The following is a 26,537-nucleotide window of genomic DNA, read 5'->3' on the forward strand; positions in this document are numbered from 1 at the left end:
ATAAAAACAAAAAATACTAATAACACATCAAAAAAGTTAATAATCAACTAAAGCATCAATTTAACCCCTCCTTATACATTTGATATTAAAAAAATAAACCATAAATGCAAAAAAAATTAAATAATTACACATTTTTTCGCGCAAAAAAACCGAAAGATTGATCTTTCGGTTTAACAATTTGTATATTTTATTAAAAAAATTAATCAATTACAATTTAATTCCCATTTCAAACAAAGCAAAAGAAATTAAATCCGCATTTTCACCAATAACCTGTTCGGTCGATCTTCCGGCTCCATGTCCTGCATTTTTTTCAATTCTTAACAGGATTGGATTTTTACAGGCTTGTTTCTCCTGAAGTTCAGCACCGAATTTGAATGAATGCGCTGGAACAACCCTGTCATCATGATCACTTGTAATAATCATAGTTGACGGATAACAAGTTCCGGCCTTTACATTATGTACCGGTGAATAAGATTTTAGATAATCAAACATCTCTTTGTTATCTTCTGCTGTTCCATAGTCATAAGACCATCCGGCACCTGCCGTAAACTTATTATACCTCAACATGTCCAGAACACCTACTCCTGGAAATGCTACTCTAGCGAGATCAGGTCGCATGGTCATCGTAGCTCCAACCAGCAATCCTCCGTTTGACCTTCCAGAAAGCGCCATATACTCTTTCGAAGTATATTTTTTATTTTGCAGGTATTCTCCGGCAGCAATGAAATCCTCAAATACATTTTTCTTTTGCATTTTTGTTCCCGCATCATGCCATTTCTTACCATACTCCCCACCTCCACGGATATTCGGAACTGCATAAATTCCTCCATTCTCCATCCAGATCGCATTGACAACAGAGAATGATGGCTGTAAGCTGATATTAAAACCTCCGTAAGAATAAAGAATAGTAGGATTTTTACCGTCCAGCTTTACCCCTTTCTTGTAGTTGATCATCATAGGAATTTTCGTTCCATCTTTTGATGTATAAAATACCTGCTCAGATATGTAATCCTCAGGATTGAATTTTACCTTTGGTTTCTGGTAAACCTCTGATTTACCAGTATCAGCGTTAAACTTATAAGTTGTTCCCGGTGTAATATAGTTGGTAAAAGAAAAGTAAAGTTCTTTTTCATCTTCCTTTCCTCCGAAACCTGAAATATTTCCTTTTCCCGGAAGAACTATATCTCTTACAAGTTTACCCGTTTTATCATATTGCCTTACCTGATCAATGGCATCTACCATATATGTTGCAAAGAAATATCCTCCACCGGTAGAAATTCCCAATACATTTTCTGTCTGAGGAATGACATCGATCCAGTTTTCAGGAGAAGGGTTTTTAATGCTGGTTTTTACAAGACGCATATTTGGAGCGTCTTTATCCGTGAAAATAAACAGGTTATCTCCCTCCGTATCTACAATACCCGCACTAATGTCAAATCCTTTATTAATTTGTATGAAATCACCTCCATTTTTAAGATCCTTGATATATAATTCGTTCCCGCTTGTAGTATTAGCAGCTGATATGATAAGATATCTCTGATCTTCAGAAACATTTGCTCCGATATATCTCCTTGGTGTTTTATCCCCTCCGAAAATCAGTTGATCAGAAGATTGTTTTGTTCCTAATTTGTGAAAGTATACTTTATGCTTATCGGTCATCCCTGAAAGCACAGTTCCCTCTTTCGGTTTATCGTAGCTGGAATAATAAAATCCTTCATCTCCTTGCCAGGAAATACCACTGAATTTAACATCCGTCAATGTATCATCGATTTGCTTCTTTGTGATAGCATCAATAATGATAATTTTATTCCAGTCACTTCCACCTTCAGAAATAGAATAAGCCGCTAAATTCCCTTTTTTATTAAATGAAAGCTGAGAAAGAGAAGTGGTTCCTTTTTCAGAAAACTTATTGGGATCAAGGAATACTTCTGTAGCCTTCGTTTTATTATTTGTTCTGTATATGACAGATTGTGCCTGCAGCCCGTCATTTTTATTATAATAAGTAAAATCTCCTTCATTTGAAGGTGCAGAAATCTTTTCATAATTCCAGATATCCCTCAATTGATTTTTTATTTTTTCTCTAAAGGGTATTTTTGAAAGGTAATTCTGGCTGAAAGCAACTTCCTCATCCACCCATTTTTTAGTGGGCTGGGAGTCATTTTCCAAATCTCTGAAAGGATCCGCCACAGCAGTTCCGAAATAGGTATCAGTCTGATTACCTTTTAGGGCCTTAGGATAAGTCATTTTTTGTGAATAAAAAGATGCTGAAAATAAAACTCCAGCTGTTAATAAGATCGGTTTAAAATTCATTTCAAAGGATTTTATCAAAAATACATAATATCATCAAATAAAAAAAACCTGCTATACAGGCTCAATATGATTAATATTTTACATTAAAACTTTCAAAATAAAATCGGTAAGGTTAGGGACAATCCGATCCGGCTGTTTGTCAATTAAGACATCTCCCATTTGTTTCAAACCATATAATCTAATCATTTGGAAAATACCGTTTTATAAAAATAATAGCTCTGTAAGCTTTCATAATATAGATTCGTATTACGAATGAGACATTTAAAATAAAATAGCCTCTGTTTTCAGAGGCTATTTTATTTATTTAATTTAAAAAATTTAATAATTATCTTCTTCTCCCTTCATTTTTTCTGCATTCTCAGCCATGATTACAGCATCAATCATTTCAGAGATATCCCCATTCATGTAGGCATCCAGATTATACATCGATTTATTGATTCTATGATCTGTTACCCTACCCTGAGGATAATTATAGGTTTTAATTTTTGCTGAACGGTCTCCCGTAGATACCATCGTTTTTCTTTGTGCAGCGATATCTCCCTGAACTTCCTGCAGTTTGATGTCGTATAATTTTGCACGAAGCATTTCCATTGCTAATTCACGGTTAGCCAGCTGAGAACGTGCCTGTTGACATACCACCACAAGACCTGAAGGTTTGTGAGTCAACTGAACTTTTGTTTCAACCTTGTTTACGTTCTGTCCCCCAGCTCCTCCGGAACGCGAAGTCTGCATTTCAATATCTGCGGGATTGATCTCCACATCTACTTCTTCAGCTTCAGGTAATACGGCAATAGTAATGGCCGAAGTATGTACTCTTCCCTGGGATTCAGTTTCAGGTACACGTTGTACACGGTGAACTCCGGATTCAAACTTCATGATTCCGTACACTCCTTCACCTTCCACTTTCATGATCAATTCCTTATAGCCTTTTGCAGCTTCATTAGAGTCTGTTACTTCATGTCTCCAACCTTTAGTTTTGAAATACATGGTATACATTCTGTAAATATCTTCCACAAAAATAGCTGCTTCATCACCCCCTGTTCCTGCACGCAATTCCACAATGATATTTTTATCATCTGCTGGATCCTTAGGAATCAGCAATACTTTCAATTCCTCTTCAAAAGCAGGAAGTTTTGCCTGAGCTTCTAATTTTTCTTCTTTAGCAAGATCTACCAGGTCTCTGTCTGAACCATCAGCAATAATTTCATCAGATTCTTCAATTGTATCTAATGCCGCTTTATATTGGTCGTACACTTTAACGATTTTTCCCAGATCGCTATATTCTTTGTTCAGAGAAGAATATCTTTTCTGATCAGAAATAACATCAGGCTGGATAATAAGGTCGGCAACCTCATTATATCGTTGTTTTATAGCTTCCAGTTTTGGAATTAATGACTTGGACATTATAGAAATTTTGTGGCTGCAAAGATATGAATTATTAATTCAATTTGAAACTCCTTTAGTTTCTGATTTATACAGTCTTTGGCCCCCTTATACATATTAACTTCTTTAAAGTACTAATTTGCACGATCAACAAAGTCAAAAAACTAAATAGCATACAATTGTACAAAAGAATCATTTAACATTCAAACTATTTAATGATGATCTTTTGTATCGCAATTCCCGACTCAGAATTCAGATGAACAAGATAAGTTCCTGCAGGATAATCCATTTTAAACTCATAAGTTCCACTCTCATTTTTGAGCCCGAATGATTCCAACTTTTTACCTGTCATATCATACAAGGCAATTACTGCATTCTTAGCCTTATAATATTTTAGTTTTACTACTTTATTATGCACCGGATTCTCCATTACCTGAAGAGATAGTCTATGAGGTGCATTTTCATCCACAGTAGATAAATTGCCTGTATAATTCCCAAAAATCCTGAATTCTCCGGGTTGTAATACAATAGGAGCTGTAGTCGAGGTAATATTTGAAATAGTTTGGTCCATCAAGTTCTGCCATTGACCTGTATATGGAAAATAAGGAACAACATTCTTCGTTGTTGTATTGTAATTCGCCAGAACTACTACATTTTTCATCCCGTTATTAAGAAGATTGTCATAAACAAATATCCTGGTTATCAATCCGTCCGGATCATTAGAAAGGTTATTGGATTCTACAGTATAGGTTTTTGATTTAAACACAGGATATGTATTTCGGATTGTAATAATTTGTGCCCATGTATCATAAACAGCTTTTCTATTTGCGTTGTTTTCGTAACCTAATGTAAAGGCAATTGGCTTTTCGTCGGTTCTGCAACCATTATTAATGGTTCCGTCGGCACATCGGTTAATACTGAATTCATAACCAAGTTCTCCAAATTGCCAGATCATTTTCGGTCCCGGTATGGTAAAGAAGGTCGCTCCAAAAGCTTTCATCCTTTCAAGAGCCGTATCAAGATTTTTTACACTATAAGCCCCGTTTATCGCGCCATATTCTAAATTTTTAAACATAAGTCTTTCCTCATCATGGCTTTCTCCATATCCTACAGCATTCATTTTGGTGAATCCGTGAAGTTGATGATTCATCCGGTCAAAATTGCTGTTTTCCTTATATCCCATTGTATTCTGGTTATAAGGCTCTGTTTGCTTATTCCAAAGCAGCACTCCTTTTCCTTCAGCAACTCTGTAGTTGGCCCATTGCTGTTCTTCTGCATCTGTTCCTAAATGTTCAAAAATCATATATGAACTAGGGTCAATTGCCCACTGTTTATCCGCATAGTACTTTAAAATATCTACCCTGTCCTGTTGATAAGCATTCGTGCAGTTCTCATCATTTTCGGAACAATTTTGGGTAAATCCTTTGGTGAGATCCCAACGGAAACCATCAATTTTATATTTCGTCAGCCATTGCTGCAAGGTCCGTTCAACATAATATCTCGTGGCTGAACTTGTGTGATTGAAGTCATTGAAAACATTGTAAGAATGTTTGGGAACCTGATTAAAATAGGGATTATTAGCTGCTACATCCCCATATCCATCCCCGTCAGGGTCAATATTCCATAATCTTACGAGTGGAGACCTTCCCGTAGCATGGTTAAATGCCACATCTAAAATCACAGCAATCCCGTTTTGATGGCACAGATCTACAAATTCTTTAAATTTCTCCGGTGTCCCATAGGCTTTATCTAATGCATAATGAAAAGAGGTATTATATCCCCATGAAAGATTTCCTTCAAATTCCATAATAGGAAGAAGCTCAATTGCATTAATTTTTAAATTCTTTAAATAGGTAATCTTATTGATAAGAGATTGCCAGTTCTTTTCCTGTGTAAAATCTCTTAATAGCAACTCGTATACAATCAGATCTTCTTTATCTGGTCTCTGGAAATTGGTAACCTGCCAATTATAATTTGGCTGCCCTGTTTTAAACATAGAAACTTCAAAATTCTGTCCCGCAGGAAAGGGTGGCAAATTGGGATATGTGGATGACGGAATCCATTGGTCGTCGTAAGAAGACAAAATCTGCGGAGAAAAAGGATCCGCTACTTTTTTCAGGTCATTCGTTCTGTATTGAAAAGTATAAAGCTGCTGCGGAGTAATCCCATCTAACTCAATCCAATATAAATCAGGGTTTGTAGTATCCCTTTTCATCAGGTAATTATCATTTACTGTCCAACTATTAAAACTTCCGATGACATGCACAAAGTTTTTATGGGGAGCATACAATGCTAAACCAACCTTTGTATTGTCGGTAGGATGATAATTAATGCCTTGACGTATCCATGAAGGAATAGCCTGAGATATTACATTTCTTGGAATCTGTATTATGAATTTCGCATTTTTAGTCCCGGAATTATCTGTAGCAATGAGTTCCATATCAGCATCTGCATATACCATATAGGTGAAAGAGTACGAAACAGAAGGAGTAGATGTTGAATTTACAACAACTCCATTAGCTTTTAATTGAAAATTAGCGGCGACGTTTGTTGTTGCTGATATAGAAACAGAACCTCCTGAAGGTACAGGTGTCAAGCTATTTGGCAGCGGATTTGTCAGGGTGAGATTTAATACACCTACATTTACAAAAATATCCGGAGAAGTTTGATGGGTTCCCGCCTTGTCTTTTAATAGAAAACCAAATCTTCCGATTCCTGTTCTTCCAAAAAAAGTTGTTGGTGTAAAAGTCAGTGAATACGTATCTGTTGTTGCATTATAATTCAGTTTATTCTGATCATCAGAATTGTCCCAGCTCCCATTTGTAGGACAATTCTGACTATTCATATAGTTGGTATCCAGTGACCATGACCAAATATAAATCGCGTGGTTACTAACGTTCCAGGCCGATTCATCAATCTGATCACCAGGAACTGTCAGTGTGATCTGATCTGTTTCGTTAAACTGTCCGGGAGTAATGGTATAGTTGATTTGTCCGAACACAAAAAAATTGATCAACAGCAATATAAAAAAGTAAAATTTCTTCATAAGGGCCTTTTTTCTATTTATATACTAAAATAGTTTAATTTCTTAAAAGCAATTTATTTTAAACAAAATAATACACAAAAATTACTAATTAATCATTCACAATTTAAAATGACCGCTTCACGATTAATAATGCCCGGTTGAAATGAGTAACAATGGTAAGCCTTTACGAATCGTTCTACTTTTGAATCAGAAATAAAAATCACTCCAAAAAATCAAAAACCTAAAGCTATGTTACAAAGATTTAAGATTCAAAATGTAATGGAAAAGCTGATTCTAAATGCCGTTTTTCTCATTCTTATTACAACGGGCTCGCTCCACGCACAGCAAACATCCGCTCATCCTCAGGATCAGGAAAGTTCGCTCGGAGTTTTAAAGCAGATTGATGCAGGTGTACTCAATATAGGGTATACTGAAGCCGGACCAGCCAATGGAACTCCTGTTATTCTTCTTCACGGATGGCCTTATGATATCCACAGTTACAATGAAGTAGTTCCGATTTTGTCACAAAAAGGATACAGAGTAATTACTCCTTATCTGAGAGGATTTGGAACGACCCGTTTTATCTCTCCAAATACAATGAGAAATGCCCAGCAATCTGCAGTTGCCCTGGATATCATTGCCTTGATGGATGCCCTTAAGATAAACAAAGCAGTAGTTGGAGGGTTCGACTGGGGAGCCCGGACAGCAGACATTATGGCTGCGTTATGGCCGGAACGAGTAAAAGCTCTTGTTTCTGTAAGCGGATATTTAGTCACAAATTTAGAAGCTAATAAAAATCCATTAACTCCGGAAGCTGAATATGGCTGGTGGTACCAATATTATTTTTCTACCGACAGAGGTGAAAAAGGATATGCTAAAAATGCATATGAATTTAATAAACTGATCTGGAAATCTGCTTCACCAAAATGGAATTTTGACACGGCAACCTTTGATCAGACAGCCGAATCCTTTAAAAATCCCGATCATACGGCAATTGTTATTCATAACTATCGTTGGAGGTTATCCCTGGCCAAAGGAGAGCCCAAATATGACAATCTGGAAAAACGTTTGGACAAACGCCCCGTTATTAATGTACCCACCATTACTATAGCAAGTGATTTTGATGGTCCCGCTGCAGATGGAAAAGCTTATGCCAAACAATTTACCGGTAAATATGTACATAAAATCCTCAATGGAATAGGCCATAATGTTCCGCAGGAAGCTCCGAAAGCTTTTGCTGAAGCTATTATTGAAGCAGATTCTATGGCAAATTAAATCAATCAAAAATTTAACCTAAAACAAAACCCGCAATGTACAATATAGTATACACTGCGGGTTTATTTAACTAAAAAATGAACTATCTTTTAAAATGTCATATATTGAATATGAATAAGTTTTGAAAACAAAGGTCTTTACCGATTACCTTCTAAATAATCAATAGTAAAGTATTAGTTTTTAATGATTTTTTTTGAAAAAGTTTGCCCGCTCTTTAACTTTACCTGAACCATATAAACTCCTTTAGCAATTCCTTGCATATTAATCTTGTTATTGAAAAACGGAATTTTGACAATTTGCCCTACTGCATTCATTACCTGCACATTTTCTATTGCTGAATCCACATCAATGTTAACAATTCCATTCGTTGGATTTGGATATACACTTATTGTATTAAGTCTGATTTCGGAAGTACTTAGCGCAGATACATCCTTGACACATCTTACCGATTGTCCTTGGCCTCTTGGTCCGCCTGCATTTGGATTTCCAATAGTATTCCCGATATAAAAGTATTTGGCTCCGAAGGCTGACGGGGTGGAACTCCAGTAATAGCCTCTTTGCCCAACAAAAGTAAAGTCAGCTGTTGAAGCTCCTCTGTATCCTCCCGCAGACAATTTTAAAGTACTGCTGTATGCGGTTGCAGGATTATTGATTACTTCAGCACTTTGCAATGCAGCCCAATCTGCCTGGCTCGGCATTTTCCAATCCAGGCTTATTGCTTTACAAGGATCATATCCGTTTCCTGAGTTTACCGCATTCATATTGTTTGCTGACCAGTGATCTGTTAATGAATTGGCATTCCACCAGGATCCGGTTACAAAAGAAGTAATTCCGGTTAACCCATCTGGAGAATTCGGCGTAGGAATGCCTACTGTTTGAGAATTTCTTTTCTGATGTCCATCATCCCATCTCCCCCACTGAAATAAGTCTCCGTAAGAATCTTCATCTGTCATTGAGGTAGCTACCTGAATGCTTCCCAGATTCTGCTGAAGCCATATTTTCCCATCCTTACCTCTAACAGTAGAATAAGAAACCTGACTTCCGTTATAGGTAAAAGAAACACATCCTGTATCTCCGGGATTATTTCCCGGATCTGCATTGGTACAGGTTTGAGATGAACCGGCAATTGAAATTCTTTTTACGCGTGTTCCATCCTGAGAATAAGCCAAAACCAGATATTTGTTCAATGTATCGATCGCGAGATCATTAAATGTAGCTCCTCCATCGGAAATAAAATCCCCTCCAAAAGCACCCCATAACTGAGTTACATTGTCCAATTTGTAAACCGTATTTCTTAAATGATTATCATTTTCCCATCGACTAACCGCTACATAAGGTTCACCTGAAGGTGTTACTGCAATTGCGGTATACTGAACAGCTCCTGATGAAAAATAAGCATTTCCAACCTGAACCCAGGAAGTTCCGTTAAACTTCTTAACATTTACTTTCCTTCCATTCGCAGCATTGGAAACATAAGCAACATACAAATTATTATTGCTATCAATTGCAATATCTGAATAATACTGTTCTCCTGATGAAGAAGCATCAACAACACTTCCACCAACCAATGTCCAATTATCGGAAGCTGTTGCCCCCGTTGAATTTTGATATACATTAACTCCGTTCGCTACACTACAAGTATATACCTTATTATCTGATCCTATTACCATTTCAGCAAATGCTGCTCCATTAGAAAAACCACTATTTCCAACCTGTTCCCAGGATCCGTTTACATAACGTTTAACAGTTCCGGATTCATCGTTACTATATGTAAATAAAACATTGGAGGATGATACTGCCGAAGCATGATAATTTACTGAATTCGATGTAACATTGGGTAATTGTGCCCATGCAAGACCAGTATACTGACGTACTTCCAGACCGGAACCCGGGTAACCGATCTGATTGGTATAATAGGGATTTCCTGAACTGTCAAGTGTCAGTGAATTGTAAAGGGCTGATCCGTTTGTTATCCCTGCACTTCCGCCTACGTAAGACCAACCGGTTCCGTCAAATTTCTGAACCGAGCCTTTCCCAACAGACACATCATAATATGATAAATAATAGTTCCCTGAATGATCTATAGCCAGATTATTATTACTACTCCCTCCCGCAGAAACAATTGTGCTCAAACCTACATTTTCCCACTGCTGAGCATATAGGATACTTCCACCAATGAACAACCCTAGTCCCAGCACCAATTTTCGCATTGTAAAATATAAAATTTTCAACATAATGAATATTATTTTTAATTATTCTAAATTTAAATTTAACTTTGCGCAAAAGTACTCTACTCAGGTAATCTGAAGTTATCATTTTCAAACTTTTTGTTATCGGGTGTTTAACTAAATATCAATCGTACCATATCGTAAGGAGATTGCCACATGAAGGAACAATCTAAAAAAGGATTATTATTCAGATCCGCAGACTTTAAAATAATACAGGAAGAAGTTTGCCCCGAACAATTCTCGAAATCAATTATGACTGAGGGTCAAAATACCTTCAATCTTCTCTTTTTACTTAGTCAAGGCATCTATCTGGAGGCCCAGGATTGTAGAACAAGGTTTTTATTCAAAAAAAATCAATATATATTACATTATTCCTCCCAGGAAAATACCTCATTACTCTGGACAGAAAATCCCGAAAAACTAAAATATCTCCAAATTCAGGTTACTTATCAGTATATGGAAAAACTGATTCAACCTGAATCTAACCACGAAAGCGCAGATATCTTAAAAAAAATGCTGAATAATAATTATATATTTCTCCATAAGGAAACTCCACCACTTATGACAGTGGAAATGCATATGATCGTCAAGGAAATATTAAGCAATCCCAAAAAAGGAATTACGCAAAAATTACTGATCGAAGCTAAAATAATCAAACTCCTGATTTTAATGATTGAACAGTTTGTTGAAAAAAAAACAAATGAAATCTCTCCTAAAACCGCATCAGCCATTAAAAGATTTGTGGATGAAAACTTCCATAAAAATATCAGGGTAGAAGAAATCGGCAAGATTATAGGAATTAATCAGAATAGCATTCGAAAAGCCTTCAAGTCCCAGTATAATATGACCATAACAGATTATATCTCAGACCTCAGAATGCTTAAGGCAAAAAAAATGATCATCAACAAGGAGATCATGATCAAGGAAATATCTATAGAATGTGGATATGAATATGTACAAAACTTTACAAGGGCCTTCAAAAAGAAATTCGGACTTTCTCCGGAGAAACTGAGAAACCAGTAAATAAAAAAAACCACCTAATCAGATTAAGTGGTTTTGTATATGTTGTTTTGCTTTGATATCACTTTCCCGGAATTAAGGCGGAAAAGCAATGACAATCAATTAATGATGTCCGTGACTATCGTGTAAGAAAGGACCGTTACCTTTAGGCTCGCTGAAGATTACCTCTACTCCTTCCTGCTCATATACTTTTTTTCTTCTGATATCTTCCGGATCGAAAGGCTTTACTTTACCGAAGTATTCCATCAAACCTTCGCTTAACCACATTGGGATTACTAATCCAAAAAACATAAAGATACACCAGAATCCTACCAGGAACATTGTTACAAAATAGATGGTCCAAAGGAACTGATAAAACGGCCAAAATGCTGATAACATCATTTTTCTTATAGATTTTAGGCAAAAATAGAACTTTTTTCCTTTTTACACAAAAGATACAGGCTCTATTTTTATTATTTATTTTGATTTTAAACTAATTAATGCGCAAGATCTGCAAAGAAATCATTCCCTTTATCATCTGTAATGATAAACGCCGGGAAGTCTTTGATCTCTATTTTTCTTACCGCTTCCATTCCTAATTCCGGGAAATCAACTACATCTACCGAAAGAATATTGTCTTTGGCAAGGATAGCCGCAGGACCTCCGATAGAACCGAGATAGAAACCTCCGTACTTTTTACAAGCATCTGTTACATCCTTGCTGCGGTTTCCTTTGGCCAGCATAATCATGCTTCCTCCGTTTTTTTGGAATTCATCTACATATACATCCATTCTTCCGGCTGTTGTTGGGCCAAAACTTCCGGAAGGCATCCCTTCTGGGGTCTTTGCTGGTCCTGCATAATATATAGGGTGATTTTTAAAATATTCAGGCATCGGTTTTCCACTGTCGATCAATTCTTTAATTTTCGCATGGGCAATATCTCTTGCCACAATTAAAGTTCCGTTTAGCTTTAATCGGGTTTTGATCGGATACTTTGAAAGCTCAGCCAGAATTTCCGGCATTGGCTTATTCAGATCGATCTCAACGGCCTCTTCCAGGTGGGGCGCTGTTTCAGGCAAAAATCTTTTAGGATTTTCTTCCAGTTGTTCAAGGAAGATACCCTCTTTGGTAATTTTACCTTTAATGTTTCTGTCTGCTGAACATGAAACTCCCATTCCTACAGGACAAGAAGCTGCGTGACGAGGAAGTCTGATCACCCTTACATCATGTGTTAGGTATTTTCCTCCAAACTGAGCCCCAATTGCACTTTCCTGACAAATCTTCTGAACTTTAGCTTCCCATTCAAGATCTCTGAATGCCTGTCCGCCTTCATTTCCGGAAGTAGGAAGATTATCGTAATATTTAGCTGAAGCTTTTTTCACTGCTGCCAGGTTAGCTTCCGCAGATGTTCCTCCAATGACCAAAGCAAGGTGGTAAGGTGGACATGCAGCGGTTCCAAGATCTGAAATTCTCTCCTTAATAAACTCTTCAAGAGATTTTTCATTAAGTAAGGATTTGGTCTTTTGATATAAGAAGGTCTTATTTGCTGAACCACCCCCTTTTGTTAAAAATAAAAACTCATAAGAGTTTCCCTTTTTGGTATATAAATCGATTTGAGCAGGTAAATTTGACCCCGAATTCTTCTCGTCAAACATATTCAAAGGAATGATTTGTGAATATCTCAGATTTCTCTTCTGATATGTATTATATATTCCTTTACTTAAATACTCCCCGTCATCTACTCCTGTATACACATTTTCTCCTTTTTTCCCCATTACAATAGCAGTTCCGGTATCCTGGCAGGAAGGAAGGGCTCCTTCTACGGCAACGGCAGCATTCTGTAATAAGTTGTAGGCCACAAAACGATCGTTATCAGTAGCTTCAGGATCATCAATAATTCTTCTAAGGCTTTCAAGATGAGAAGAACGAAGCATAAAAGAAACATCAGCCATTGCCTCTTCAGCCAATAACTCCAATCCTTTAGGATCCACTGTTAAAATCTCTCTTTCCCCAAGTTGTTCTACTTTCACATAGTCTGATGTAAGCTTCTTGTAAACCGTATCATCTTTCTGAATTGGATACGGATCCTGATATCTAAATTCCATTCAATTTTTTCTTTATGCAAAAATAAAACATACTTAAAAAAACATGAGTAAAATCACCAATAACCTTTCATATTTATAACCATTATAAATTGTGAATTTTATAGTTTATCTTTAACTTTATAAAAATTTCAACCACAATGAATTACAGAATAGAAAAAGACACCATGGGTGAAGTGCAGGTACCTGCTGATAAATTCTGGGGAGCGCAGACCGAACGATCCAGAAACAATTTCAAGATCGGACCGGAAGGTTCAATGCCTCATGAAATTATTGAAGCTTTTGCTTATCTGAAAAAGGCAGCCGCTTATGCCAACACCGATCTGGGAGTTCTTCCTGCTGAAAAGAGAGATATGATCGCGAAGGTTTGTGATGAGATTCTGGAAGGAAAGCTCAATGATCAGTTTCCATTGGTTATCTGGCAAACAGGCTCCGGAACACAATCGAATATGAATATCAATGAAGTAGTATCAAATAGGGCTCATGTTAATAATGGCGGAACACTTGGTGATAAATCTGAAATTCACCCGAATGATGATGTGAACAAGTCTCAATCTTCCAATGATACCTATCCTACCGCAATGCATATTGCTGCCTATAAAAAAGTAGTTGAAGTAACCATTCCTGCGGTTGAAAAACTAAAAAATACGTTAGCCGAAAAAGCTAATGCTTTTAAAAATGTCGTAAAAATCGGAAGGACCCATTTAATGGACGCTACTCCTCTTACTCTTGGACAGGAATTCTCAGGCTATGTCGCTCAACTGGAATTCGGTCTCAGAGCATTACGAAATACTCTTCCGCATCTTTCTGAATTAGCTTTAGGAGGAACTGCAGTAGGAACAGGCCTTAACACTCCAAAAGGTTATGATGTAGCTGTAGCGGGATATATTGCAAAGTTTACCAATCATCCTTTTATAACTGCGGAAAACAAATTCGAGGCACTTGCTGCCCATGATGCCATAGTGGAATCCCATGGAGCCTTAAAACAATTGGCCGTATCACTATTTAAGATCGCCCAGGATGTAAGATTATTAGCTTCGGGACCCCGTTCCGGGATTGGGGAAATTCATATTCCTGAAAACGAACCGGGATCATCTATCATGCCCGGAAAGGTAAATCCTACCCAAAATGAAGCTTTAACTATGGTTTGTGCGCAGGTTTTAGGAAATGACACTACCATCTCCTTCGCCGGGACCCAGGGAAATTACGAACTAAACGTTTTCAAGCCTGTTATGGCGTATAATTTTCTTCAGTCAGCTCAGTTAATTGCTGATGCATGCATTTCATTTAACGACCACTGCGCTGTTGGAATTGAACCTAATTATGAGAGAATTAAAGAGCTTGTTGATAAATCTTTAATGTTGGTAACTGCTTTAAATACCCATATTGGTTATGAAAATGCAGCTAAAATTGCAAAAACAGCCCATAAAAACGGAACAACATTAAAAGAAGAAGCCGTTAATCTGGGACTTTTAACCGCTGAACAATTTGATGAGTGGGTAAAACCGGAAGACATGGTCGGAAGCTTAAAGTAACAAACAGAAAGGCCTTGGAGAAATCTAAGGCTTTTGTTTTAAGCATTTAAGCACTGATCTTCTGATTATTTTTTTCATAAATTAGTGATACATAAATATTTAAACTAATAACTATGAAAAATCTTGCAAAGCTTAACAGAGAAAATTTAAAGAAAATAGTGGGTGGACATACTTGTCCGAGTGGAACCCGTCACATCATTTACAACGGATATCATGGCTGCTGCTTATCCGCCCCTTCAGGAAATCCATGTACTTCTGGAATGTGCTTTGTAGAAGCAGACATGTGTTCGGAAGAACCGCCAATGTAATTTCATAAACAAGGCCGGAAAATCATTTTCCGGCCTTTGTTCAATAGATTTATATAAATATATGTGTTTTCTTACCACCAAAGGGCTACTCCAAAAATCAGTGCTTTATCATTTTTAAAAGTATCATCTTTAAAGAAATTGCTGAAATCCTTCTTTACAAAAATACTGAAATCGTTATAGGAAAGTGTAACCTGACCACCATATACGAAAGGATTGACCTGGTAATTCGCACGGTCTCTCGAGTCGAATCCGTCTCCTTTGAAGATATTATTACTCGACATTTTTATCCCTCCATACACATTAGCTCCAACCTTGAATCCCTTATTATAGTCTCTGTACTGAATATCCATTCCTGCACTTTTAAGTTTTGAAAAATTATACTGCAAACCCAAAGGAATCATGATATAGCCCGTTCTCAACTTACTTTTATCTATACTTCCCTGATATTTCTGCAAATGGACATTCGAATTGGCATCCTTTGCAAAAATCATATTATCATCCAAACGCAGTGTTCTCCAGGAAAATCCAACACCGGAAATAAGACCCCATGGACTGGTTCTGCTAAATTGATAGTTAAATTTAAAGCCGAATTCCAGATTATTGGAATATCCCATATGCTTATCGAGGTCATTATCGGACAAATTATTTGTAAGCGTCATTACTCCATAAGAGAAATAACCATCCAAACTTCTTGTCGGCCTGAACTTCTTCAAAAGCTTCGCCCTTAGTTCTTCCTTGGAAGTAACATCAGTATTGAGAAGTGAATACCTCACCTGTTTCTGAATCACCATATCGAGGTCAAAACCCAAATCCCGTATCCTTTGGTCAATTTTTTCTGAAAAGCGATCTGCAATGTCTGCTTTCTGCTTATTAAACTCATTCTTTTCGAGTCCTTTGCTCTGAAGATCTAAAAGCTCAGCTTCCATAAGTTTTTTCTCCTCCTGAATAATTGTATTAATCTCTGTTGCATATTCTTCTACTTTTTCCTTGACCATAGGACTCACATCGGATTCTTCTTTTGAAGGAAGATTAAACGTAGGTTTTTTCTGTGCATATGCTGTGGCAGAAAAAAGGCACACGAATCCTATCAGGATAAATTTCTTGATCATAGTATTATTTTTTTATCGTTAAAATTATTATTTGCCGTTCAGATCGATAGTCGCAACATTACTTTTGCCTTTGGTCTTTTCAATAGCATCTTTATGTTCAACCGAAAAAAGCAATGTTGAGGGGTCAACATATCTTTTCCTGCCAGCCGGTACCTTTGCAGAATCCGTCTGTGCTATAATTTTGGCAGGAGGTGTTTCTATAATAACAGGTACTAACTCAGAAGCGTTTTCTTTAATGACTGGTAATTTTTTGCTATCTCTGTACACAACTGCCTCAGAGGCCTCTAAATTCTCAGATGGTTCAATATTCTTTGTCTCATCCTTCTTTTTTACATCCTGTAGCACCATTGCCGGAGATTCTTTTACCACTTCTCTTATCACTTTCTTTGCACCGGAAGAGGTTTTTCTTTCCGTAATCTGAACTTCTGAAGGCTTTTGTTTATTGTAAAATACCAGAACTGAGCCTAAACTGAAAAGCAGAATAAGACACGCTGCAACCAATAACCAGTTAAGTTTTGATTTTGGACGATCGTTCTGTGTGTGATTCTGAATTTCAGACCACAAATCTCTGGAAGGATTTATTTCTCTTTCTTCAATTTGTTTTCTGATCTGATTTTCAAAATTATTTTTAATAGTGTTCATTTTTTAGTGTTTTTTGTTGTTGAAAGTAAATCTTTCTTAATCTCTCTTTTGCTCTGAATAATTGCGTCTTGCTCATGGCTATGGAGATCTGTAGTGTATCGGCAATCTCCTGATGAGAGTATCCTTCCAAAACATACAGGTTAAAAACCATTTTATATGCATCCGGCAACTGATCCAAGAGCTCCTGGGCATTAAAATCAAATACTAGCTCCTCTTCATTGCTTTCATCCATGAAAGATTGGTTGATTTCATCGAGGTAAAAAACGGTTTTACGGCTTTTGATAAAGTTTAAACATTCATTAACAACAATTCTTCTTGCCCATCCCTCAAGGTTGCCATCTCCTCTGAAACTTTCAATATGTTGAAAAATCTTACAAAATGCTCTGATAAGGCAATCTTCTGCCTGATACAGATCACTGACGTAGCTTTTACTTACACTCAGAAATTTTTTTACATTTTGATCATAAAAGAATTTCTGGGCAGCCGCATCCTGTTTTTTCAGGCGGCTAAGCAAATCCTCTTTTTTATTTCCAAACAAAAGTTTCATTTAAGATTAGTTTCTACTTTAAAGACAACAGGATTTCAAAAAGGTTACACAAAAAAAATTTTTTTTATTTTAATCGATAAATATTATAACAGTTGATCCGTATTTTATCCCGAAAAGTCGTCCAGCATATCTCGGGTCGGAGCAAAGAATAATGTCCCTGTTTTAGCGGTGCTAAAATCTAAAATCCTGTCATAATTCCCTGCCGGATCGCCAATAAACATGTTGGTAAGCATTTTTTTCACTGTTGTAAAGGTGCTTGCATATGCGATAAAATAAGTTCCGAATTCATTGGTTGATGGATTCCCAAATGGCATGTTATCTCTAACGATTTTTAATTCTTCACCATTTTCACCTTCAATATTGGCTAAAGCAATGTGGGAATTAGATGGTTTTACGGAATCAGACATCTCAATGTCATTTTCCTTTGACCTTCCGATCACTTTTTCCTGTTCGTCAGTCGAAAGTCCTTTCCACGCATCCATATTGTGAAGGTACTTCTGAACAAAAAGATAGCTTCCCCCTTTGTAGGCTAAATCTTCGTCTCCTACTTTTGCAAAATAATCACGGTCTTCTCCGTGCGGATTTTCGGTTCCATCTACAAACCCTAAAATTGACCTGGCATCCCAATATTTAAATCCATGAATTTCCAATATACTTTCAGCAACGGAGCTTAATAATTTTGATATCTCAATGGCCATATCAAAGCAAATACTTTTATTGTCTGCCCTTAAGTGAAAATGCAGGTCGCCGGGAGTAGCAACAGCAGTATGTTTTACCCCTTTTATTTCTTCGAAATTGGCTAATTCTTTAGGAAGTGGTGTTGGGAGATCCAGTTTTTTCCATGCTTCATATCCAATCGCCATAATACAGCTTGCTCTGCTATCCGGAAATCTGTTGAAAACAGAATTGTTAAGATTTAAAACCAAAGCGCATAGTTGCTGAAATATTTTTTCCAATTGAGGGCCCTCTTGTAGCTTCCACACCATAAAAATAGTGTTACTGTTAGGATAATCAGTAACGTTCTGTGACTCTTGATTCATTTGTATTTTGTTTTTAAATTAAAATTATAGGGAAACCTGATCCGCAAAGTACTGCTCAAGATCACGCAACGTCTCCGGATTAGTCTGAATGTCTTTAACCATCTTTCCTTTATTAACCACCACAATCCTGTTGCACACTTCGGTTGTATGCGATAAATCGTGACTGGATATCAAAAAAGTAACTCCTTCTTGCTTGGAGAGTTCTTTGATCAGGTTTTTAAGCTTTATTTGGGTTGAAGGATCCAGGTTGGCAAATGGTTCATCCAAAATAATGATCTCCGGACTTCCGATAATCGCTCCCACGATTCCCACTTTTTTCTGATTACCCTTTGACAGATCCCGGACATATTTACCGGAGTTAAGGATTTCTCCATTAAACAAATCATAAAACGGTTTTAAAAACTCATCTACAGAGGCTTTGTTTTGCCCGCGCAGTTCACCGATAAAATAGAAGTACTCTTCGGGTGTTAGATAGCCTATTAAAAACGTATCATCTACAAACGCAGAAACTTTACTTTTCCATGCTTCAGATTCGTTTACTTTGATACCATCAATGCCCACAAAGCCTGTTGTCGGCTGAATAAGATCCAGCATCAGACTGAAGAGTGTCGTTTTCCCTGCACCATTATTTCCAACCAGCCCAAAAGTTTCTCCCTGAGGGATTTCAAGGTTTTCAATGTTTAGAACAGTAGCTGTACCGTATATTTTGGATAAATTATGTATTGTGATCATTCTGTTAATCTTTATTTTTAAATGCCTCTAGTGTACTGTATTTTTCTCTTTTATAGTGCCTCACAATGATATCAAAGATCTTTTCTCTGAACAAGAAGCCAATCACCCCTAAAACTGCAATGCTGATTACGCCTCCTGTGATCCCGAAAGAATATTTAGAGATAGCAAAAACAGCCATGGGCAACAACATTTTAGGTATCAGCAATAACATTGCTTTTAAATTAAAACTATTTTTTTGGCCGATTCTTTTTTCCTTTGAATTAAGATCGATCTGCGTTTTATTAAACGCTCCTGACCATAATGTAAATTGTGAGTTAACTCCCATATTATATAGGCCTGCCGCTAAAAAGGTGATATATATTTCCCATCCGAAATACACATAAAATGCTGCAAGCACCATTGACAGAGAGGTTATAATATTCATGAGCCACCATTTGGCTTTAAGATATTCTTTATAGGGCACATTTAAGGTCATCATCAACGGATAATAAGAACTGTCGAATGCAGGAACTCTCTGTCCAAATAAAAACTGAAAGCCGCCTGTTACAAACAATCCCATGAACATCATCATAGCCGGAGTCTTATATACCGGAGAGACCAGCATCAGAAGACCATAAAAAACAAAAAAGAAACTTCCCAATAAAATACCTTTTGTTACCTTATTTCGTCTGAGCATTTTTACGTCATTATTGATAAAAGTTCCTAATGCGCCATACTTATTCAAAAAGGCGATATTTTCTGTTTTACCAATCGTTTTTTTAGCTTCAAGTCCCTGATCAAGATAAAATTCCCTACGGATATGATTAAAGCATAACCACCACAATACTAGAAACAAAACAAAGGCGATTACTGCATAATACGGTTTTTCATAAAAGCTATAAAACACCGTTTCTGAATAAGATAAAACAGGAATAATCTGGTAATAGTTCAACAAAGCAAAAGCTCCAAAAACAATCGCTACTGCAATGGCAATCTTTTCTTTATCATTGAAAAATATATTAATAAAATTATTTAGGTAAAAAAGAGAAGAGACCCCTATGAACCACCCAAAAATTTCTAAAAACCCGTATCCATTGAATAAGGCGATCAAAGAAAAGGTAATCAGGAAAAGAGAATTAAACCAGCTGAATGCAGACAGAAATGTCTTAACCAGCATATAATTAACCAATGTTTTCTTTGAAATATTCAGGGTAAGAAAGGGCTTGATGTTCTGAGTAGGCATTTCCTGCCAGATGTATTTGGCAGCAAGGTCGATAATCCATCCTATAATTAAAAATCTTGAAACTATTTTTAAGGGATCCTGATGAAGCTCTTCCTGTACATAAAAGAAAGCTGCGAATGCTCCACCTGCTAAACATGCCATAAAATAAAGAATCCCCATAAAACGAAGGATCTTCATTGCCATGTTAATCCCAACGGAAGTACCACGAAAAAAACTCTTGATTTCTAACCTGAGGAATTTTAAAAACATAACCTTTTTTTTACATTAGTAAATATAATGTAAAAAATGTTACAAAACTCAGCCTATAAGCTCTTTGGCCTGTGCTAAAGCCGCTTCGGTAATCTTACTTCCAGAAAGCAATTGGGCAATTTCATTTAGCTTTTCATCTTCATTTAACGGGATAATTGTAGATTGTGTCCTTCCTGCAACATCCTGCTTTACCACTTTGTAATTATTATTTCCTTTGGCCGCTACTTGTGCCAAATGAGAAATCACAATGAGCTGCATGTCTTTTGACATTTCCCGCATCAGATTTCCTATCTCTTCAGCAACTTTTCCAGAAACTCCGGTATCGATCTCATCTAGGATAAGCGTAGGAAGATCATCACTTTCGGCAATAATCTTTTTTACAGCAAGCATTACTCTTGATCTTTCTCCTCCGGAAATAGCCGTCTGAATAGGACGTAAAGGAAATCCTGAATTAGCCTGAAATAAAAGCTGGATATTTTCTTTACCAAAAGCATTAAAATCCGGTACTGTCTCTAGCTCTATATCTACTTTTGCTTTTTCAAGTCCTAATTTCTTTAAAAGCTCTTCTGCTTTTTTGATAAATACAGGAATACTTTTTTTCCTGTTCTTGGAAAGTTTTTCAGAAAGGGATAGAAGCGATTTTTCTTTCTTTAATATATCTTCCTTAATTTCACTGATCAGACCTTCCAGTTCGGACGCTCCTTTTTGTTCACCTGCAAGCTGATCCCTGATTTCTTTCAATTCGCTGACATCTGCAACATTGTGCTTTAAAAGCAATGCATTCAGCTTGTTATTAAGTTCAGAAAGCAATGCCAGATTTTCAGGATTGATTTCAATTTTTTCAGATTCATTTTCAAGCTCCGAGATGATATCTTTTATTTCCACGAATGATTCATCAAGCCTTCTATCGAGTTCAGAAAAGCTATGCGAAATATCTGCAATTTTTGAAAGCTTATTTTTAGCTTCATTAAAAAAGGATAAAATCCCTATTTCTTCCTGATGAAATCTTAATAAAATCTGAACAAGATTATCAGAAATCATTTCCGCATTTTCTTGAATCGAAAGCTGGCTTTGTAATTCTTCATAATCAATATCATCCAGTTTCAGATCTTCCAGCTCATTCAGTAAAAATAATTTGTAATCACTTTCTTTGTTGTTTTCAGAAAGCTGAATTTGCAGTTTTTTAAGTTGTGCTTTTAAGCTTTGAAATTCTAAAAACTCGTATTGATAATCTGAAATCAGCTGTTTGTTTTCAGAAAGTCCGTCTATGATTTTAAACTGATATTCCGAGGTAAATAGATTGGAAGTTTCAAATTGGGAATGAATATCAATCAGCTGGGAAGAAAGTTCTTTTAAAACATCCAAAGTCACAGGAACATCATTAATGAAAGCCCTCGACTTTCCGGATGGCAGGATTTCTCTTCTGATAATGGTCTGATGCTCATAATCCAGATCGTTCTCTATAAAGAATTTTTTAAACTGGTTATCCAGAGAAAATTCGGTTTCTACAATACTTTTTTCTTCTGTTTTAGAAATAGATTTCAGATCTGCTCTTTCTCCTAAAATAAGCCTCAAAGCACCCAGTATGATCGATTTCCCAGCACCCGTTTCACCGGTAATCACCTGCAATCCGTTGTGCAAAGAAACTTCAAGAGTATCGATTAAAGCAAAGTTTTTAATAAAGATTTTCGAAAGCATAAATTTCCAGCAGATTAGTACTGCAAATATAAATTTTAGAATTAAGAATTCAAGATATTTATGTTCTTAAAATTTATTTCCACTTATTCCATTTATCATTAAACTTAGGTGCAAAAACCATCATCATCTGCTTAAGATCATTTAAAACTATTCCTCCGTTGTTGTTAGAGTTGAAAATATTAAAAATTTCATCATTCTTTACTTCAAGGAAAAGATTCAATGCATAATTCTGCTGGAAACTATTTTCATACGTTTTCAATTGCATCAGTGCATCGTATATAATTTTCTTAGGCTGTGTCTGATCCTGGTTGTATAAGTTATCTAATCCGGCTCTGTGATAAGTATAGTATATGGAGCGCAACTGACTTAAGTTAGGACCTGTTAGCTGACTGATCAGAACACCTCTGGTTCTTGGCCCCTCACTTCCGATCTGTGCCCAGCCTTTGTATCCTCTGTTTTGTGCATTCTGCGCGATTTGTTGTGCTTTTGCAAACCACTGTGTCCCTCCCATTGATTGAAAGCTATCGGCATCATAACCTAAAACAAGATATACATAGAAACTGATGACGTCAATAAGATTTTTACCCGAGAATTGCCTTTCGTTGAATATCAGGTTTTCATTTTCAACATATTCAAATTCGAAATTGGTATCCTGCAAGTTGATGAGCGGAGATTCATAATTCGAATTATAAACGGGACGAACTGCCTGAACAACAATATTTCCCCCATATTTGTTTCCATCTTTGGAAGTTAATACAATCGCAAAATTGGATTTTATTTTTTCAAAATTCTGAAGCTTTTTTCCCGTCCAGCTGGTATTATTAATAAAATCTTTAAGACTTTTTTCCAGCGTTTTAAACGCCTGCTGATTACTTCCTCCCAACTGTTGAGAATTTACCTGCACAGTAGACAGTAATTCCTGAGAAAAGCTGACGTTATATATGAAGAGCAGTAAAAATAAACCTATTAGTTTTTTCATTATCTATTAAAAATTGAGAACGGAAATTTATTAAAATTATTCTTAGTATGTACTAAAGATACGACGAATTAGTTAAATTCAAATTAATTAAAGATAGCTACAGAAAAAAATAATTTAAAGCTGCCCCTATAGATAAAACTGTAACAAATCTCTATTAAAAAAAAGAAGTATAAATAATGATTCGTAAGTGTCTTTATTCCTGTAAAATATGGGACTAACTTGTAAGCTTTTCATCTTCATTATATTTTATAAAATTAATTTTTCAATTCCATATTTTTTTCTCAATTTCACTACATGAAAAAAATTCTATCACTATCTTTTTTCTTGATTGCCTTATTGTCAATTAAGTCCCAAGCACCTATTAATGCTACTATCAAAGAAACGAATTTTTTCCCCGGATCCGAACCTTACGGATTATTACAAATGGGAAACAATTTGGTATTTGCTGCGGATACCGGTGGCGGAAATGAACCGCACAAATTTAATTTACAGACAGGAACAGCTGGAATGATACAGGATATCAATGGAAATTTTACAAGTAGTATGCTCACGAATGAATTCTATAAACTTAATAATAAAGCATATTATTTTGCCTCTGATAATTCTAATTTACAACTATGGTCTACTGATTTGTCATCAAATTTGACTTCAAAAGTTAAAGATTTTAATATTTATTACTATCCTTCTAGCAACAATAATATAATTGCTAAAGTTCTGAATAATAAGCTATATATAGTTTTTCAACAAAAGCTTTATATCAGTGATGGGACAACGGCAGGAACCTTCCAGATCAGTGACATTAACAATGTTGGAAATTCTCTACAGGAAAATAACGGAAATGTATTCTTTTTCGGAAGTAATAGCACATATGGAAGAGAACTATGGAAAACCGATGGTACTTTAGCCGGAACAACAATTGTTAAAGATATTAGTCCCGGTTCTAGTTCTTCCATTGGAAATGATAAAATGTATAAATTCAATAATAAAATTGTATTTATCGCCTTGAATAATAATAGTTTTGGATTATGGAGTACAGATGGAACTACTACCAATACAATAAATTTCTATCCTTTAAGTGGCTATTCAGTTTTTTATGATTACGATGTTGAAAGCTATAATGGTATGCTTTTCACGATAAACGGAGATTTATGGAAAACAGATGGGACATTAAACGGGACAAGCCTGATATATAACAATATACCTAACATCAATAAACTCACCTATTTTAAAAACAAAATTTATATTGATACAAATACCAATATATACTATGTTGACCAAGCCGATCAAGTGAATACATTAAATAATCCTTCCGGAACCATTCTTCAGACAATTGCACCTAGTAGCAATGGAAATTATTTAGCGTTAAGAGAACGTAACAATGATATATCAAAAATATATTTTTTTGATGACGCCAATATCATGCAGTCGAATATTAAATTTACCCCTGACAATAAATTTATTGAGTATCAGGATAAATTGTTATTTTCCGGATATATTGACTCCTATGTAGATTACTATACTACATATAAGAATACTGAATTGTTTTCCTATAATCCGTCCACCAATATCTCAAAAGTTGAAAAGGATATAAGTTATGGCAGACACGGAACACCTCGTTATTATACTGAGTTAAATGGAGAGATCTTTTTCGTTGCGCGTGATGGTTACTATTTTCAGGTTTACAAGATAGATTCTAATAACAATATGATAAAATTAAGCAACGATTTGCAAGAATCATTTCCAGATAATTTCGAAGAGTATTATCCTGTTGCCGTGTCTGGAAATTACATTTACTTTCATAGCAATAAATTAATAAAAACAGATGTTATAGCAAATTCTACCCAACAAATTTCTCCACCAGTTAATGAAAAAATATATGGTACTTATTCATTAAACAACGATAAAATTCTTATCAAAACGTTTAATAGTACCGACAATTATATGAGAATGTGGAGCTTAGACAATAATACTTCAAATTTCTCCTTGTTATTAGAAAAACCCGTCAACAATTTTCCGAATATACTCAATGTTGATGATGATTTTGTGAAAACTGATTCAGGCATTTACTTTAAAATGATCAATAATTCAGCAACAGAAATTTGGAAATCTAATGGTACTATTGCTACTACAGTTAAAGTTGCAGACTTATATAATATATATCCTTTTAGTATCTTTTTAAACAAGCTAAATAACAAAATATTCTTTTCTGATAATCCAAATTTCAGCTATAACAATACAAAACTGTATTATATTGATGAAACTACTAATCAAGTACATCTTGTAAAAGATTCATATTATAATATAAATGGAAAATCTTTTGTCAAAAACAATAAATTATTTTTCTTTTCAGGAACAAATAATGGGTTTATCACGGCATTGAATGTTACAGATGGGACACTACAAAATACTCAGGTTATTACACAAATCAATGTTGATGGAGCTTATGTAGTCAAAAAATGTGGAGATTTTAATTACTTCCTCGATTCTAATCAGCAGAAATTATTCAGAACAGATGGAACAGCATCCGGTTCAATTTTGATCACTACAGGAGCTCAGAATTATACAGAGCTTAATTGTATGAACAATGAAATATATGGATTAAATTCTAAGCAAAAGATTTTTAAAACTAACGGAAATTCCGGAAACTATCAGGAACTCAGCTTTGTCATAAATAATCAGATTTTACAGCCATCAGATTACCTTTGGATGAAAAGTTTATACACTCGTAATTCTAAAATATATTTCAGTATAGATGATTACAATCATGGTGAAGAACTTTTTGTTACTGAACAGATAAATACTTTAGCAACCCGTGAAGAAAATATAAGTAATAACGATAAAGTTATTATATATCCTAATCCGGCAACAGATTATGCTAACATTAAATTATTAAATAATTCGGAAAAAATTATAAAAATTATGATATATGATGTCAATGGTAGATTTATTTCCGAGTATAATAGCCCATTTATAAATGTTCAGCATATTCCGACGGGTATTTATTTCCTTAATATCATTACTGATTTGAAAAAATATAATGGTAAGTTGATAAAAAAATAACTTTAAAATTGATATTTTATAAAAAAGCCCGGAATATTTATTAATCCGGGCTTATTATTTCTTAATGTAATAGACTATCCAAGATTAATAATGA

At 35.5% G+C, this 26,537-nt stretch carries 19 protein-coding genes; 5 read left to right on the plus strand and 14 right to left on the minus strand.

All coding sequences use genetic code 11. The features are described from left to right. Positions 1–207: 207 nt before the first annotated feature. The 3 genes from G9C87_RS11775 to G9C87_RS11785 all read right to left on the minus strand — a co-directional run bounded on the left by G9C87_RS11775 (position 208) and on the right by G9C87_RS11785 (position 6,739). Positions 208–2,310, minus strand: a complete 2,103-nt coding sequence (locus tag G9C87_RS11775; RefSeq protein ID WP_172281335.1) for a prolyl oligopeptidase family serine peptidase — start codon at positions 2,308–2,310, stop codon at positions 208–210. Between the two features lie 318 nt (positions 2,311–2,628). Further along, on the minus strand, positions 2,629–3,714 hold the full coding sequence (gene prfA, locus G9C87_RS11780) for a peptide chain release factor 1 (RefSeq protein WP_172281336.1): 1,086 nt from the start codon (positions 3,712–3,714) through the stop codon (positions 2,629–2,631). A 187-nt stretch (positions 3,715–3,901) separates the two neighbouring features. Then, the gene (locus G9C87_RS11785) at positions 3,902–6,739 is read right to left on the minus strand and encodes an alpha-amylase family glycosyl hydrolase (protein ID WP_172281338.1); all 2,838 of its coding nucleotides are present in this window, start codon (positions 6,737–6,739) and stop codon (positions 3,902–3,904) included. Between the two features lie 228 nt (positions 6,740–6,967). Between G9C87_RS11785 and G9C87_RS11790 the strand changes: the two genes are divergently transcribed. Beyond that, on the plus strand, positions 6,968–7,993 hold the full coding sequence (locus G9C87_RS11790; protein WP_228457007.1) for an alpha/beta fold hydrolase: 1,026 nt from the start codon (positions 6,968–6,970) through the stop codon (positions 7,991–7,993). Positions 7,994–8,166: 173 nt separating this feature from the next. Here the strand turns inward: G9C87_RS11790 and G9C87_RS11795 are convergent, their stop codons facing one another. Then, positions 8,167–10,227 carry a T9SS type A sorting domain-containing protein gene (locus G9C87_RS11795; RefSeq protein ID WP_172281340.1) on the minus strand — a complete coding sequence of 687 codons (2,061 nt, stop codon included), beginning with the start codon at positions 10,225–10,227 and terminating at the stop codon, positions 8,167–8,169. A 150-nt stretch (positions 10,228–10,377) separates the two neighbouring features. Between G9C87_RS11795 and G9C87_RS11800 the strand changes: the two genes are divergently transcribed. Beyond that, positions 10,378–11,244 carry a helix-turn-helix domain-containing protein gene (locus tag G9C87_RS11800; RefSeq protein WP_172281342.1) on the plus strand — a complete coding sequence of 289 codons (867 nt, stop codon included), beginning with the start codon at positions 10,378–10,380 and terminating at the stop codon, positions 11,242–11,244. Positions 11,245–11,343: 99 nt separating this feature from the next. On the opposite strand, the gene G9C87_RS11805 is transcribed toward G9C87_RS11800, so the two are convergent. Beyond that, positions 11,344–11,622 carry a hypothetical protein gene (locus tag G9C87_RS11805; RefSeq protein WP_172281344.1) on the minus strand — a complete coding sequence of 93 codons (279 nt, stop codon included), beginning with the start codon at positions 11,620–11,622 and terminating at the stop codon, positions 11,344–11,346. A gap of 95 nt (positions 11,623–11,717) precedes the next feature. Continuing rightward, on the minus strand, positions 11,718–13,325 hold the full coding sequence (locus G9C87_RS11810) for a fumarate hydratase (protein WP_172281346.1): 1,608 nt from the start codon (positions 13,323–13,325) through the stop codon (positions 11,718–11,720). 137 nt (positions 13,326–13,462) lie between these two features. Here G9C87_RS11810 and fumC point away from each other — a divergent pair, with 137 nt between their 5' ends. Together fumC and G9C87_RS11820 are read left to right on the plus strand one after the other, a co-directional pair. Continuing rightward, on the plus strand, positions 13,463–14,857 hold the full coding sequence (gene fumC, locus G9C87_RS11815; protein ID WP_172281348.1) for a class II fumarate hydratase: 1,395 nt from the start codon (positions 13,463–13,465) through the stop codon (positions 14,855–14,857). A gap of 113 nt (positions 14,858–14,970) precedes the next feature. After that, on the plus strand, positions 14,971–15,165 hold the full coding sequence (locus G9C87_RS11820; protein ID WP_172281350.1) for a hypothetical protein: 195 nt from the start codon (positions 14,971–14,973) through the stop codon (positions 15,163–15,165). Positions 15,166–15,236: 71 nt separating this feature from the next. On the opposite strand, the gene G9C87_RS11825 is transcribed toward G9C87_RS11820, so the two are convergent. From G9C87_RS11825 to G9C87_RS11860, 8 genes are all read right to left on the minus strand, one after another. After that, on the minus strand, positions 15,237–16,274 hold the full coding sequence (locus tag G9C87_RS11825; protein ID WP_172281352.1) for an outer membrane beta-barrel protein: 1,038 nt from the start codon (positions 16,272–16,274) through the stop codon (positions 15,237–15,239). Between the two features lie 27 nt (positions 16,275–16,301). Further along, on the minus strand, positions 16,302–16,916 hold the full coding sequence (locus G9C87_RS11830) for a hypothetical protein (RefSeq protein WP_172281354.1): 615 nt from the start codon (positions 16,914–16,916) through the stop codon (positions 16,302–16,304). Next, positions 16,903–17,463 (minus strand): RNA polymerase sigma factor, encoded by a 561-nt coding sequence (locus G9C87_RS11835; protein WP_172281356.1) that lies wholly within the window; start codon positions 17,461–17,463, stop codon positions 16,903–16,905. The genes G9C87_RS11830 and G9C87_RS11835 overlap by 14 nt, the downstream gene beginning before the upstream one ends. Positions 17,464–17,567: 104 nt before the next feature. Then, the gene (locus G9C87_RS11840; RefSeq protein WP_172281358.1) at positions 17,568–18,503 is read right to left on the minus strand and encodes a Dyp-type peroxidase; all 936 of its coding nucleotides are present in this window, start codon (positions 18,501–18,503) and stop codon (positions 17,568–17,570) included. Between the two features lie 24 nt (positions 18,504–18,527). After that, complete coding sequence (locus tag G9C87_RS11845; protein ID WP_172281360.1) at positions 18,528–19,235, minus strand: ABC transporter ATP-binding protein; 708 nt, start codon at positions 19,233–19,235, stop codon at positions 18,528–18,530. Between the two features lie 4 nt (positions 19,236–19,239). Continuing rightward, positions 19,240–20,706 (minus strand): DUF5687 family protein, encoded by a 1,467-nt coding sequence (locus tag G9C87_RS11850; RefSeq protein WP_172281362.1) that lies wholly within the window; start codon positions 20,704–20,706, stop codon positions 19,240–19,242. A gap of 48 nt (positions 20,707–20,754) precedes the next feature. Next, positions 20,755–22,404 (minus strand): DNA repair protein RecN, encoded by a 1,650-nt coding sequence (locus G9C87_RS11855; RefSeq protein WP_172281364.1) that lies wholly within the window; start codon positions 22,402–22,404, stop codon positions 20,755–20,757. A 73-nt stretch (positions 22,405–22,477) separates the two neighbouring features. Beyond that, the gene (locus tag G9C87_RS11860) at positions 22,478–23,383 is read right to left on the minus strand and encodes a DUF4835 family protein (protein WP_172281366.1); all 906 of its coding nucleotides are present in this window, start codon (positions 23,381–23,383) and stop codon (positions 22,478–22,480) included. Between the two features lie 294 nt (positions 23,384–23,677). On the opposite strand from G9C87_RS11860, the gene G9C87_RS11865 reads away from it, so the two are divergent. Then, positions 23,678–26,443 carry a T9SS type A sorting domain-containing protein gene (locus G9C87_RS11865; protein WP_172281368.1) on the plus strand — a complete coding sequence of 922 codons (2,766 nt, stop codon included), beginning with the start codon at positions 23,678–23,680 and terminating at the stop codon, positions 26,441–26,443. The last annotated feature ends 94 nt before the right edge of the window (positions 26,444–26,537 follow it).

The organism is Chryseobacterium sp. LAM-KRS1, from assembly GCF_013184525.1.
Classification (GTDB): domain Bacteria; phylum Bacteroidota; class Bacteroidia; order Flavobacteriales; family Weeksellaceae; genus Chryseobacterium; species Chryseobacterium proteolyticum.

Coding starts and splice junctions, on each gene's coding strand:
- G9C87_RS11855 (WP_172281364.1), bottom strand. CDS start 22,404: ATGCTTTCGAAAATCTTTATTAAAAACTTTGCTTTAATCGATACTCTT.
- G9C87_RS11790 (WP_228457007.1), top strand. CDS start 6,968: ATGTTACAAAGATTTAAGATTCAAAATGTAATGGAAAAGCTGATTCTA.
- G9C87_RS11800 (WP_172281342.1), top strand. CDS start 10,378: ATGAAGGAACAATCTAAAAAAGGATTATTATTCAGATCCGCAGACTTT.
- G9C87_RS11835 (WP_172281356.1), bottom strand. CDS start 17,463: ATGAAACTTTTGTTTGGAAATAAAAAAGAGGATTTGCTTAGCCGCCTG.
- fumC (WP_172281348.1), top strand. CDS start 13,463: ATGAATTACAGAATAGAAAAAGACACCATGGGTGAAGTGCAGGTACCT.
- G9C87_RS11850 (WP_172281362.1), bottom strand. CDS start 20,706: ATGTTTTTAAAATTCCTCAGGTTAGAAATCAAGAGTTTTTTTCGTGGT.
- prfA (WP_172281336.1), bottom strand. CDS start 3,714: ATGTCCAAGTCATTAATTCCAAAACTGGAAGCTATAAAACAACGATAT.
- G9C87_RS11845 (WP_172281360.1), bottom strand. CDS start 19,235: ATGATCACAATACATAATTTATCCAAAATATACGGTACAGCTACTGTT.
- G9C87_RS11805 (WP_172281344.1), bottom strand. CDS start 11,622: ATGATGTTATCAGCATTTTGGCCGTTTTATCAGTTCCTTTGGACCATC.
- G9C87_RS11865 (WP_172281368.1), top strand. CDS start 23,678: ATGAAAAAAATTCTATCACTATCTTTTTTCTTGATTGCCTTATTGTCA.
- G9C87_RS11795 (WP_172281340.1), bottom strand. CDS start 10,227: ATGTTGAAAATTTTATATTTTACAATGCGAAAATTGGTGCTGGGACTA.
- G9C87_RS11825 (WP_172281352.1), bottom strand. CDS start 16,274: ATGATCAAGAAATTTATCCTGATAGGATTCGTGTGCCTTTTTTCTGCC.
- G9C87_RS11775 (WP_172281335.1), bottom strand. CDS start 2,310: ATGAATTTTAAACCGATCTTATTAACAGCTGGAGTTTTATTTTCAGCA.
- G9C87_RS11840 (WP_172281358.1), bottom strand. CDS start 18,503: ATGAATCAAGAGTCACAGAACGTTACTGATTATCCTAACAGTAACACT.
- G9C87_RS11860 (WP_172281366.1), bottom strand. CDS start 23,383: ATGAAAAAACTAATAGGTTTATTTTTACTGCTCTTCATATATAACGTC.
- G9C87_RS11810 (WP_172281346.1), bottom strand. CDS start 13,325: ATGGAATTTAGATATCAGGATCCGTATCCAATTCAGAAAGATGATACG.
- G9C87_RS11830 (WP_172281354.1), bottom strand. CDS start 16,916: ATGAACACTATTAAAAATAATTTTGAAAATCAGATCAGAAAACAAATT.
- G9C87_RS11785 (WP_172281338.1), bottom strand. CDS start 6,739: ATGAAGAAATTTTACTTTTTTATATTGCTGTTGATCAATTTTTTTGTG.
- G9C87_RS11820 (WP_172281350.1), top strand. CDS start 14,971: ATGAAAAATCTTGCAAAGCTTAACAGAGAAAATTTAAAGAAAATAGTG.